The following is an 11,949-nucleotide window of genomic DNA, read 5'->3' as shown; positions in this document are numbered from 1 at the left end:
AACTTTTCTCCTTAACTGCCGACCACTTCGTCAGCACGTTCCTTCGTCCGGAAAACGGCCTGCAACACCACGCCCAGCACGCAGAAGGCGACGCCGATCGCGATCGGCACCGGCTCCAGGTACAGCAGGCACAGCGCGGCGGGGACGAACACCGCGCGGATCCGCCAGCTGACCGGCCCGAACAGCCAGCCGCCGGTCACCACACCCAGCGCCGCGACGGCGAGCGCGGACACCGCGACCACCCACACCACGTTCAGCGCCGGGGCCTGCAACAGCAACGCGCTGCCGTTGTCGGTGAGCACGAACGCGATCGGCACCAAGAACGCGGGCAGCGTGTACTTCCAGCACTGCCACATGGTTTTCATCACCGAGCCGCCGGTGATCGCGGCGGCCGCGACGGCCGCGAGCGCTGTCGGTGGCGTGACTTCGGAGAGCACCGCGTAGTAGAAGATGAACATCGCGCGCTCGGCGTCGGCGACTCCGACGTTGGCCAGCGCGGGCCCGATCACCACCCAGGCGATGATGAACGACGCCGTCACCGGCACGGCGAGGCCGAGCACGCCGACGGCGACCGCCGAGAGGAACACGGTCAGGATCAGCACGACCGTGGCGTTGTCGGTGACCGCGCGGGCCGCCTCCACCAGCGCGTTGGCGAGTTCCTGGCCGAGGCCGGTCTTGGTGATGGTCGAGGTGATCACCCCGGCGGCCGCGCACACCGCGATCACCGGCAGCGCGCCGCGGACGCCTGCCGAAAGCGCGTCGACGATGTCCTTGCCCCAGCCCAAAACCGCCGCGCGGTCGTCGCCGCCATTGACGAGCCGGGCGATCAGGGCGAACAACGCGGCGACGCCGGTGGCGTAGACGACCGCGGCGAACGGCGGGATGTCCAGCGCCAGGAACACGATGATGATGATCAGCGACAGGAAGTGGTAACCGCCGCGCAGCAGCAGTTTCCAGGCGTTGCCGGTGGCGACGTCGATGGCTTTCGCGCCGAAGCGCCGGGCGTCGGCCTCGACGGCGAAGACGATGCCGAGGTAGTAGAGCAGTGTCGGGACAGTCGCCCAGATGAGCACTGTCAGGTACGACGTCTGCAGGTACTCGGCGATGATGAACGCGGCCGCGCCGAGCGTCGGCGGCGAGAGGATGGCGCCGATGCCGGACGCGGCGAGCAGGCCACCGGCGTTTTCCTTGGGGTAGCCCGCCTTGCGCAGGATCGGCCAGGTGATCGCGCCGAGGCTGACGGCCGTCGCGGTGCCGGAACCCGACACCGTGCCGAGCAGGAACCCGGACATCACCGTGGTGCGGCCGGGCGCGGTCCGCGAGCGTTTGAACGCGGCGAACGAGATGTCGACGAAAAACTTGCCCGCGCCCGAGGCGTTGAGCACGGCGCCGTAGATGGTGAACAGCACGATGTAGCTCGCGGCGACGTCGAGCGGCGTGCCGTAGAAGCCGGTGGCGTCGTTGTAGAGCGCGTTGACGATCTGGCTGAAGTCGACGCCCGCGTGCGCGATTCCCCAGTTCTGGGGCAGGAACCCGCCGTAATAGGCGTACAGCAGGAAGACGACACAGACGATCGGCAGCACCAGGCCCGTCGTCCGGCGGGCGGCTTCGAGGATGAGCAGGAGCAGCAGCGCCCCGGCGATGATGTCCAAAGTGGACAGAACGCCTTGACGATCGAGGAATTCGTTGTACCCGCCGCCGAACGGCAGCACTGGGTACAGCCCCACCAGCAGTGACACCACACCGAGCGCCCAGTCGACGACGTTCGGGTCGTCCTTCTCGGCCTCTGCGATGGCAGCCTCGCCGGTGACGCCCTTGCGCACGCGCGGGCGGTAGCAGAGGAAGACCATCGGCAGCGTGCAGCCGAGGAAGATCACCAGGTAGTACTGGTTTCCCTTGCTGAACGGGAAGAACACCTGCTTCAGCACCAGCAGGGCGACGGCCAGTGAAACCAGGTAGACCAGCAGGTCCGGGCGCCTGGACAGGCGTCGCGCGGGACGCTCCTCGTCGTGCTCGGCGGCGATTTCCGCGGCTCGGGTTTCATCCACCGCGTTGACCGACGAAGACATTGCCGACATCACCACTCTGGAACGTTGCAACCGGACAAAGATCTGCTGGTCGCACGCTACGGTGTTTCCGCTCACACGAGAAGAGGTGATCCATGCGGCGTTTACCAGCATGTGGGCGAACCGCCGTTTCACCGTCGCCTGGCGGACGTCCACACAGGTCAGTGTTACGCCGTGGCCAAGCCATCCCTTTCCAGAGAGGTCGATCATGATGCGCACGCGAGTGGGCACTCTCGCTCTAACGGGTCTCGCCTTGCTTAGCGCGGTGGGCCTGGCCGTCGGGCCGGCGAGTGCCACCGAAAGTGGTACTCCGGATGCGGCCAGTTACGGCCGTGGGCACGATGGGCCGGTGATCGTCGGACACCGCGGCGCGCCGGGCTACCGGCCGGAACACACGCTGGCCTCCTACGAACTGGCCTACCGCCAGGGCGTGGACTGGGTCGACGTCGACCTCGTCCCCACCAAGGACGGCAAACTGGTCGCCAGGCACGAGCCGGAGATCGGCGGCACCTCGGACGTGGCGAAGCACCCCGAGTTCGCCGGCCGCAAGACCACCAAGATCGTCGACGGCACGCCGTTGACCGGCTGGTTCACCGAGGACTTCACGCTGGCGGAGCTCAAGACGCTGCGCGCGATCGAGCGGATCCCCGACGTCCGGCCGAACAACACCATCTACAACGGCCACTTCTCGATCGTCACCTACCAGGAGGTGCTCGACCTGACGAAGCGTCTCGGCCGCGAACTGCACCGCACGCTGGGCACGTACCCCGAGGTCAAGCACTCGACGTATTTCGCCTCGATCGGCAACCCGGTGGAGCCGAAGCTGGTCGACATCCTGAACCGCAACGGCCTCAATCGCGCGAACGCACCGGTGATCATCCAGTCGTTCGAGGTGTCGAACCTGATCGCGCTGCACCGCGAGGTGCGGGTGCCGCTGCTGCAGCTGACCTCGGCGTCCGGCGCGCCCGCCGACTTCGTCGCCAAGGGTGACAAGCGGACCTACGCCGACCTCGTGACGGCGCAGGGCCTGCGACAGATCGCGAAGTACGCGACGTACTTCGGCCCGGACAAGGGCCAGATCATCCCGCGTGACGCCGCCGGCAACCTGACCACGCCGACGTCGATCGTCCGGGACGCGCACGCCGCGAAGCTGAAGGTGCAGCCGTACACCTTCCGCAACGAGAACTCGTTCTTGCCGACGAACCTGCGCTCGTCGAGCGACCCCACCGAGTACGGCGACATCTTCACCGAGGAAGCCGCGTTCCTGAAGGCCGGTGTCGACGGCTTCTTCGCCGACCAGCCGGACACGGCGCTGGAAGCCCTGCGCGAGCGCGCCAACGCCTAGGTTTCAAGTGACATGAACGGACCCTTCCTGGCGTTTTCTGCCAGGAAGGGTCCGTTCATAGCGTCCGGGGCTCACACTTCCTTGACACCCCGCCCACGCCGGGGCTAACTTCTGCGGGATTCAATGGACTGTCCGCATACCTTTGAAGTGGGTGCCCATGGACGTTCGCGAGACCCCCGCCGCGCCATCCGACGACGACAGCGACCGGCTGCACCAGCTCGGTTACGCCCAAGAACTCAAGCGCACGATGTCGCAGTTCTCGAACTTCGCGGTGTCGTTCACCATCATCTCGATCCTGTCGGGCTGCCTGACGCTGTACGGCTTCGGCATGGCCACCGGCGGTCCCGCGGCGATGATCTGGGGCTGGCCACTGGTCGGCATCTTCGTCGTGCTCGTGGGCCTGGGCATGGCTGAGGTCTGCTCCAGCTATCCGACCGCTGGCGGGCTCTACTACTGGGCAGCGAAACTGGCGCCGCGCAACGGGCCCGCGTGGTCGTGGTTCACCGGCTGGTTCAACCTGATCGGGCAGATCGCGGTCACCGCCGGGATCGACTTCGGTGCGGCGCTGTTCCTCAACGCCTTCCTCGACCTGCAGTTCGGCTTCTCGGCGACGCCGGGCCACACGATCATGTTGCTCGCGATCATCCTGGTCGTCCACGGCGTGCTGAACACGTTCGGCGTGCGGATCGTGGCCGTGCTCAACAACATCAGCGTGTGGTGGCATCTGATCGGCGTCGCGGTGATCGTCGGGGTGCTGGTGTTCGTACCGGCTCAGCACCAGGACGCGTCGTTCGTGTTCGGGCATTTCGTGAACAACACCGGCTGGGGTTCGTCGGTGTACGTCTTCCTGCTGGGACTTCTGGTCGCGCAATACACGTTGACCGGCTACGACGCCTCGGCGCACATGACCGAGGAGACGGTGAACGCGGCGAAGGCGGGCCCGCGCGGGATCGTCACGTCGATCCTGGTCTCGCTCGTCGCCGGGTGGATCCTGCTGATCGGGCTGACTTTCGCGATCCAGGACTACGACGGCGCGCTCGGGTCGGAGACCGGGGTGCCGCCCGCGCAGATCTTCATCGACGCCACCGGCGCCGCGACCGGCAAGTTCCTGCTGCTGATCTGCATCGGCGCGCAGTTGTTCTGCGGCATGGCATCGGTGACGGCGAACTCGCGGATGATCTACGCGTTCGCCCGTGACGGCGCGATTCCCGGGTCGAGGTTCTGGCACAAGATCAACAAGCGCACGCAGACGCCGACCAACGCCGTCTGGCTCGGCACCGGCGGCGCGTTCCTGCTGGCGCTGCCGTACCTGTGGAGCAAGACCGCTTACTTCGCGGTGACGTCGATCGCCGTCGTCGGGCTGTATGTGGCGTACGTGATCCCGGTGTTCCTGCGGGTCCGCAAGGGCGCCGACTTCGAGCCAGGGCCATGGAGCCTCGGGAAGTGGGGCAAGCCGGTCGGCATCATCGCGACGGCGTGGGTCGTGTTCATCTTCGTGCTGTTCATGCTCCCGCAGGTCTCGCCAGTCACCGTGGACTCGTTCAACTACGCGCCGATCGCGTTCCTCGTCGTGCTCGGCGGCGCGGGCCTGTGGTGGGTGCTCTCGGCACGCAAGTGGTTCACCGGCCCGAAGGTCCAAGGCTCCGCCGAGGAACTCGCCGCCGTCGAACAGGAACTCAAGGAACTCGCCTGAACCCCCCGAATATGTCGACAACTTATGCGACCCCGCGCCGGATAAGTTGTCGGCATATTCGGAAGTTGGGTGGGTTATTCGGGGGCGGTGAGGCGGCGGCCGGAGATGAGGTCGACGGTGACCTGGAGGTAGTGCGCGTTGGGCGAGTTGTCCCAGCTGGCCAAGGGCAGGACAGCAAGCTCCGCTAGCTCTTCCGGGCAGACGATCTCGGTCACCCGGCCGATCACGCGCACACTCCAACCCGAGCCGAGGTCCTCGGTGAACCGCCCGGCCTCGAACGCGACGACCGTGTCACGGATCGCCGCCGAGAGCTTCCCGGACACGTTCGCCCGCAGGATGATCATCTCGTCGTGCAGCACGAACGGCACCGGCTGGATGGCCGGCATCGCCCGCTCGGTATAGACAATCCGGCCGAGGCTGACCCCGCCGAGCAGTTTGAGACATGCCTGGCGATCCAGAACCTCTGGCCCGATGGCATCGAACATCTCAGCTCCGCTCGCCAACATCGTGATACTCAGCCAATATCGCTGCTGTTGACCGAGTGCCACTAGGGCCGAACGACCCTACTCCCCGGTAAGCGGTCGTGACCTGCGGCGTTCGGCGTAGACTGCCGCCTCCGTACGGCGCTGCAGGCCCAGCTTGTGCAGTACCGAGGAGACGTAGTTCTTGACGGTCTTCTCCGCGAGGTACAGCTGGCGCGCGATCTCCCGGTTCGTGTGGCCCTTCGCGATCAGCTCCAGCACGCGCTGCTCCTGCGGACTCAGCGAGGCGTACCGCGGGTCGACGACCCCGGTCTCCCCCCGCAGCCTGCTCATGACCGTGGCCGTCACCTGGGCGTCCAGCATCGACCCGCCGGCCGCGACCGTCCGCACCGCGGAAACCAGGTCCATCCCCGAGATCTGCTTGAGCAGATAGCCCGCGGCACCGGCCAAGATCGCGCCGAACAGCGCTTCGTCATCGGAGTACGACGTCAGCATCAGGCACGCGGGCGGCGGCATGATCGCGGAACGGATCTCCCGGCACACGCTGACCCCGTCGCCATCGGGAAGCCGGACGTCGAGGATCGCGACCTGCGGCTGAACCGCCGGGATCCGCACCAGCGCCTCGGCCGCGGACCCGGCTTCCCCCGCGACCTCGATGTCCCCGGCCGCTTCCAAAACCGTGCGAAGGCCCTGCCGGACCAGCTCATGGTCGTCGAGCAAGAACACCGAAATCGTCACTCGCGCTCCTCCCGTGGCAGAACCACGGTCCATCGCATTTCGGCGCCGCCACCCGGCGCCGGTTCGAAACTCATCGAGCCGTGCCAGCGCTTCGCCCGGTCGGCGAGATTGCCCAGCCCGCTGCTGCGCGTGCGATCCGCCGGCGGCCCGACACCGTTGTCCGACACCACCAGCCCGAGCCCGGCACCGTGACGATCCACGCGCACCTCCACCGAAACCCGCTTCGCACCGGAGTGCCGCGCGGCGTTGGACAACGCCTCCCGCAAACTCGCGAGCAGATCCGGGCGGACGACGTCGGGCACCAGCGAATCGAGCGGCCCCTCGAACGACACCCGAGGCTCGAACCCCAGCACCGCGGTGGCCTCCTGGACACAGCGCAGCATCTCGGTGCGCAGGCTGACCTGGCTGTCCGGCTCTTCCTGCAGGGAGAAGATCGTGCGCCGCACTTCACGGATCGTCTCGTCGAGCTGCCGCACGAACTTGGCGACGCGGCCGCCCGCCTCCCTGCTGAGCAACGGGCCGAGCCCTTCGAGCCCGAGCCCGATCGCGAACAGCCGCTGGATGACCAGGTCGTGCAGGTCACGGGCGATCCTGTCGCGGTCCTCGAACACCGCCAGCCGCCGCCGGTCGTCACCCGCGCGAGCGAACTCCAGCGCGACGGCGGCGTGCGCGGCGAACGCCTCCGCCATCTCCAGCTCGTCCTGTGTGAACGCCGAATCGCCGTGGAATCGCGCGAGGACAAGCACTCCGAGCACTTCATCGGCGTACGCGAGCGGCACCGCGACCGAAGAATCGAGCAATGAGACCTCGGCCGGGAATTCGTTCTCCGGGTCCTTCGACCTGGCCAGCACGTGTCCGCCGTACTGACTGAAGATCGCGGCCTTGCCGGTGCTGAAGACGTGCCCCGAGCCGGTTTCGGCGATCGGGATCGACATCCCGTTCACCTTTTCCGCACCCACTCCCACGCCGTCGACGACGTCGAAGACCAAGTTCGCCGGATTGTCCTCGTCCGGCAGGGCGATAACGGCGATGGGCGCACCGGCGAGCATCCGGGCGCGTTCCGCGACGAGCAGCAGTGCCGCTTTCGGATCGGTCCCGGAAAGCAAACTACTGGTGATGTCGTGGGACGCCCGTAGCCACAATTCGCGTTGCCCTAGGTCGTCGCTCACGCGAGTTACCTTACGACCCTCGGCGCGTTAACAGGTAAGCGGCAGCGAAACAAGGGTCCAATGATCCATTGATCATGGGCCGGTGTACCGGTGCCGAAATGCCGATAACCGGTCAGGCTTTTTCTCGCAAGACGCCGCGCAGCTCAAAAGAGGGTGTGCCGATGATCCGTTTCAATTTCGGCTCGGGCCGCGGAAGTCCCCCCGGATGATCCAAATCTTCGCTATACGTCCCGGCTGCGTTATGCCACCCGAGTTCTCGAATTATCGTGAGTAATTCACGAAGTCGGCCCGAACTGTAGCCCGAATTCGCGGGTCCTCAACGGGCGAGAGGGGCCCGGCTGGGGAAGGATCTTCTGGGAGGCAAACCATGGAGATCCTTACCCTGATGGGCGTGCTCGCGGGTTCACTCGGGCTGACGGCGTTCGCGCGCCGGTTCAACCTGCCCGCGCCGCTGATCATCGTCACCGTCGCGCTCGCGGTGAGCTTCATTCCGGGGATCCCCCGGATGGAGCTTGAACCCGAGTTGATCCTGACGCTGGTGCTGCCGCCATTGCTCTACTCGACCTCGCTCGAGACCTCGGCCACGCACTTCAAGCTGAACCTGCGGCCGATCATCGCGCTCGGCGTGGTGCTGGTACTGGTGACCGCGTTCGTCGTCGGCCTGGTCGTGCACTGGCTGCTACCGGACCTCCCGCTGGCTTCGGCGTTCGTCCTGGGCGCGGTGGTGGCTCCGCCGGACGCGGTGACGGCGGTCGCGATCGGCAGACGGCTCGGGCTGCCCCGGCGGATGATGACGGTGCTGACCGGCGAGAGCCTGGTCAACGACGCCGCCGCACTGACGCTCTACAAGATCGGGCTGGCGGCGGTACTCGGCACGGCAGGCTCGATCGGGCACGGGTTCCTGGTGTTCCTGGTGGCCACGGTCCTCGGCGTCGGCGTGGGGCTGCTCGCGGGTGTGCTGGTCGGGTTCGTCCGCCGCAAGCTCGACGATCCGCTGATGGAGTCGACCTTCGGCATCATCCTGCCGTTCGGCGTCTACGTGACCGCGGAACACCTGCACCCGTTCTCGCCTGCCTTCAGCGGATCCGGTGTGCTGGCGGTGGTCGCGGCGGGGCTCTATCTGGGGCGCAAGTCGTTGTACGCCGGTCCGGCGACCCGGGTACAGGACTCACAGGTCTGGGCGACGTTCGACGTGATCCTCGAGGCACTCGTGTTCGCGCTCATCGGCTTGCAACTGCCGTTCGTGCTGGACGGGGCTCTCGGCGCGGCCAGGGACAATGGAACGCTTTTCCTGGTGGCGGCGATCGTGCTCCTGGTCACGATGGGTATCCGAATACCGTACGTCTTCCTCCTCGCCGTTCTCCCCCAGACGTTGCGCTTGTTCGGCAAGGAACAGGACAGACCGGCGTGGCGCCAGCTGGCGGTGGTTTCGTGGACGGGGATGCGCGGGGTGATCACCCTCGCGGCCGCGACCGGTATCCCGATGGAAACCCCGGGCCGGGCGGAAATCCAGCTCTTCGCGTTCACCGTCGCTATTGGCACCCTGCTCATTCAAGGCCTGACCCTGCCGGTGCTGATCAAGGCGTTCAAGGTGCGGGACCCCGACGAAGCCTCGCGCGACGAAGCCGAGGAACTCGAAGCACGCAAAGCCGCCATGGAAGCGGCCAAGAACCGACTGGACGAGATCATGTCCACCAGACTGTCCTCTTTGGACATTCCGGAGGAGCGGCTCGACACGCTCAAGAAAAGGTTGAACGCCCTCGTCGAAACCAGGTACCGCGGCGCGGTGGCGGCGATTTCTCTTTCTTCCGAGGAAAGGGCTTCGAGTCCGCATGCCGCTTTCGCGAAGGCTCGGCGGGAACTGCTGATGACACAACGGCAAACCCTCTTGGAGGAGCACGCCGCCGGCAGGCTCGACGACGACGTGCTCCGCAAGGTGCTGCGAGAACTGGATCTCGAGGAAATGGCTCTGTCGGAGGCTCTGACCTCACGCCTTAGCTGAAAGAAGGTACTTTTCGGCGGAGGAATGTCTCGTGACCATCTCACCCGCCCCGATAGTGATCCCGACCGCCACTTCGGCGGCCCAGAAAGCGGCGAGCGTGGTCAACATGGCCAGGCTCATGCCCAAAGTCATCGGCTCGGCCTGTTCCATTCGCCATTCGTCAGTCATCTGCGATCACCAAACCCGGTCGAAGCGATGCCTGGGTCTGGGGCTGGACTTGTCAAACGTAGCAACGCAATCCCCGGCCGCCGCCAGAGTCACCCGATCGTCGCAATTGCGAAGTCGTACCACGATCCACCGTATGGGCGTTGCAGCGTCCGGGCCGGAGGCCCAAAATCAGGGAGCACAGATCAGGCACCAAAATTGAATTCGGGCGCGCGAGGAGTGACCATCAAGCAGGGGGACAGAGAACAAGCCATCTGCGAGGCTTTCGTGAGCCTCGCAGACACAGCCGTCGGCACTTGCGACGTCAACGAGTTGATGTGGCGGCTGACCAAACACTGCATCCAACTGCTACCCGTGGACGCGGGGGAGTTTTTGTTGCCAGGTCAGCACTTGGAGCTTTTCCCACCCGGCTTCGAAGACGGCCCGTGCCTGGCTTCGTTCAGCACCGGCCGCCCGATCACCGTGGCCAACCTGCTGACGGTGGCCCAGCGATGGCCCCGGTTCGCTGCACGTGCCGATGCGGAAGGCTTTCGTTCCGCGCACGCCGTTCCACTCCGGTTGCGCGACGAAATCATCGGCGCGGTCGCCTTGCTCAGTACCCGGATCGGTTTGCTTCCGGTCAGCGATTTGCGGCTCTGCCAAGCACTTGCAGACGCGACGGCCATTTGCCTCGTGCAGCAGCGCGAGATCCGCCATCACACCATCCTCGCCGGACAACTGCAGACAGCGCTCGACAGCCGCGTGATCATCGAACAGGCCAAGGGAATCCTCGCCGAACGCGGCCGGCTCGACATGACGGAGGCCTTCGACCGGATGCGAGCCCACGCCCGCAACACCAATCAGCGCCTGAACAAGATCGCGCACGGTGTGGTCGATGGGACGGTGCCCGCCGACGACCTGCTCGAAGCCGCGACTAAGAGTCCATAATGGACTGTCAGCCGTCAACGCGTTATGAACGGACCTTTCCTGGCGAGAAGTGCAAGGAAAGGTCCGTTCATACGCTTTAGGGGCCTAGATGAAGTCGTGCCGCACGATGGTCTCCTCGCGGCCCGGGCCGACGCCGATCGCCGAGACGCGGGCGCCCGAGAGTTCCTCGATGCGCTCGACGTACGCGCGCGCGTTGGCGGGCAGCTCGTCGTAGGTGCGGCAGGCGGAGATGTCCTCGAACCAGCCGGGCATCTCTTCGTAGATCGGGACGGCGTGGTGCACGTCGGTCTGGGTCATCGGCATGTCGTTGGTACGGAAGCCGTCGACCTCGTACGCGACGCAGATCGGCACCTTTTCGAGGCTGGACAGCACGTCCAGCTTGGTGAGGAAGTAGTCGGTGATGCCGTTGACGCGGGTCGCGTAGCGCGCGATGACGGCGTCGAACCAGCCGGTGCGCCGGTTTCGGCCGGTGGTCACGCCGACCTCGCCGCCGGTCTTGCGCAGGTACTCGCCCGAGTCGTCGTTCAGCTCGGTCGGGAACGGGCCGGAGCCGACGCGGGTGGTGTACGCCTTCAGGATGCCGAGCACGGTGGTGATGCGGCCGGGGCCGATGCCCGAGCCCGCGCTGGCGCCACCCGCTGTCGGGTTGGACGAGGTGACGAACGGGTACGTGCCGTGGTCGACGTCGAGCAGCGTGCCCTGCGAACCTTCGAGCAGCACGGTCTCGCCGCGCTCGAGGGCCTGGTTGAGCTGCAGCCGGGTGTCGGCGATGCGGTGCGCGAACTTCTCTCCCGCCGCGAGCACCTCGTCGGCGACCTGCTCGGCCTCCAGCGCCTTGCGGTTGTAGACCTTCACCAGCACCTGGTTCTTGAACTCCAGCGCGGCTTCGACCTTCTGCCGGAAGATCTTCTCATCGAGCAGGTCCTGGACGCGGACGCCGACGCGGGCGATCTTGTCCTGGTAGCAGGGGCCGATGCCCCGGCCGGTGGTGCCGATCTTCTTCGCGCCGAGGTAACGCTCGGTGACCTTATCGATCTCGACGTGGTACGGCATGATCAAATGCGCGTCGGCGGAGATCAACAGGCGGCTCGTGTCGACGTCGCGGGCTTCCAGCCCGGCGAGCTCGTCGAGCAGGACACCCGGGTCGATCACCACACCGTTGCCGATGACGTTGGTGACCCCAGGGCTCAGGATGCCGGAAGGGATGAGGTGCAACGCGAAGTTCTGGCCGTCCGGAAGAACCACGGTATGGCCGGCGTTGTTGCCACCCTGATAGCGAACGATCCACTGGACACGGTCGCCGAGCAGGTCGGTGGCCTTGCCCTTGCCTTCATCGCCCCATTGGGCACCGATCAGCACGAT

General features: G+C 66.1%; 10 protein-coding genes. 4 read left to right on the top strand and 6 right to left on the bottom strand.

All coding sequences use genetic code 11. The features are described 5' to 3' along the window. Window positions 1-11: 11 nt before the first annotated feature. Entirely contained in the window at window positions 12-2,069 is a 2,058-nt protein-coding gene (locus VGP60_RS41485) for a TRAP transporter fused permease subunit (RefSeq protein ID WP_327553727.1), read from the bottom strand. Between the two features lie 205 nt (window positions 2,070-2,274). Here VGP60_RS41485 and VGP60_RS41480 point away from each other — a divergent pair, with 205 nt between their 5' ends. Then, a complete protein-coding gene (locus tag VGP60_RS41480) occupies window positions 2,275-3,411 on the top strand; it encodes a glycerophosphodiester phosphodiesterase (RefSeq protein WP_327553752.1) in 1,137 nt (378 codons plus the stop codon). Window positions 3,412-3,568: 157 nt separating this feature from the next. Beyond that, window positions 3,569-5,104 (top strand): amino acid permease, encoded by a 1,536-nt coding sequence (locus tag VGP60_RS41475; RefSeq protein WP_327553726.1) that lies wholly within the window; start codon window positions 3,569-3,571, stop codon window positions 5,102-5,104. Between the two features lie 74 nt (window positions 5,105-5,178). On the opposite strand, the gene VGP60_RS41470 is transcribed toward VGP60_RS41475, so the two are convergent. The 3 genes from VGP60_RS41470 to VGP60_RS41460 form a co-directional block, all read right to left on the bottom strand. Beyond that, window positions 5,179-5,589 (bottom strand): pyridoxamine 5'-phosphate oxidase family protein, encoded by a 411-nt coding sequence (locus tag VGP60_RS41470; RefSeq protein WP_327553725.1) that lies wholly within the window; start codon window positions 5,587-5,589, stop codon window positions 5,179-5,181. Between the two features lie 78 nt (window positions 5,590-5,667). Beyond that, the gene (locus VGP60_RS41465; RefSeq protein ID WP_327553724.1) at window positions 5,668-6,324 is read right to left on the bottom strand and encodes a response regulator transcription factor; all 657 of its coding nucleotides are present in this window, start codon (window positions 6,322-6,324) and stop codon (window positions 5,668-5,670) included. Beyond that, window positions 6,321-7,493 (bottom strand): GAF domain-containing sensor histidine kinase, encoded by a 1,173-nt coding sequence (locus VGP60_RS41460; protein ID WP_327553723.1) that lies wholly within the window; start codon window positions 7,491-7,493, stop codon window positions 6,321-6,323. Before VGP60_RS41460 ends, VGP60_RS41465 begins: the two co-directional genes overlap by 4 nt. A 367-nt stretch (window positions 7,494-7,860) precedes the next feature. Here VGP60_RS41460 and VGP60_RS41455 point away from each other — a divergent pair, with 367 nt between their 5' ends. Next, window positions 7,861-9,495: a Na+/H+ antiporter gene (locus VGP60_RS41455; protein WP_327553722.1), complete on the top strand. Its 1,635-nt coding sequence runs from the start codon at window positions 7,861-7,863 to the stop codon at window positions 9,493-9,495. Here the strand turns inward: VGP60_RS41455 and VGP60_RS41450 are convergent. Beyond that, the gene (locus VGP60_RS41450; protein ID WP_327553721.1) at window positions 9,481-9,663 is read right to left on the bottom strand and encodes a hypothetical protein; all 183 of its coding nucleotides are present in this window, start codon (window positions 9,661-9,663) and stop codon (window positions 9,481-9,483) included. The genes VGP60_RS41455 and VGP60_RS41450 overlap by 15 nt on opposite strands. Window positions 9,664-9,879: 216 nt before the next feature. Here VGP60_RS41450 and VGP60_RS41445 point away from each other — a divergent pair, with 216 nt between their 5' ends. Further along, entirely contained in the window at window positions 9,880-10,587 is a 708-nt protein-coding gene (locus tag VGP60_RS41445) for a GAF and ANTAR domain-containing protein (protein WP_327553720.1), read from the top strand. 84 nt (window positions 10,588-10,671) lie between these two features. Here VGP60_RS41445 and VGP60_RS41440 read toward each other — a convergent pair. Further along, a partial coding sequence (locus tag VGP60_RS41440; protein ID WP_327553719.1) for an adenylosuccinate synthase occupies window positions 10,672-11,949 on the bottom strand: 1,278 nt, incomplete at its 5' end.

It is taken from the genome of Amycolatopsis sp. (assembly GCF_036008905.1).
GTDB lineage: Bacteria > Actinomycetota > Actinomycetes > Mycobacteriales > Pseudonocardiaceae > Amycolatopsis.
The sequence above is the reverse complement of the archived record's forward strand: the minus strand, read 5'-3'. Positions and strand labels throughout refer to the sequence as shown.

What these genes read in the sequence shown, in the direction of transcription:
- VGP60_RS41470 (WP_327553725.1), bottom strand. Translation starts at nt 5,589, where the DNA reads ATGTTCGATGCCATCGGGCCAGAGGTTCTGGATCGCCAGGCATGTCTC.
- VGP60_RS41455 (WP_327553722.1), top strand. Translation starts at nt 7,861, where the DNA reads ATGGAGATCCTTACCCTGATGGGCGTGCTCGCGGGTTCACTCGGGCTG.
- VGP60_RS41450 (WP_327553721.1), bottom strand. Translation starts at nt 9,663, where the DNA reads ATGACTGACGAATGGCGAATGGAACAGGCCGAGCCGATGACTTTGGGC.
- VGP60_RS41480 (WP_327553752.1), top strand. Translation starts at nt 2,275, where the DNA reads ATGATGCGCACGCGAGTGGGCACTCTCGCTCTAACGGGTCTCGCCTTG.
- VGP60_RS41475 (WP_327553726.1), top strand. Translation starts at nt 3,569, where the DNA reads ATGGACGTTCGCGAGACCCCCGCCGCGCCATCCGACGACGACAGCGAC.
- VGP60_RS41485 (WP_327553727.1), bottom strand. Translation starts at nt 2,069, where the DNA reads ATGTCTTCGTCGGTCAACGCGGTGGATGAAACCCGAGCCGCGGAAATC.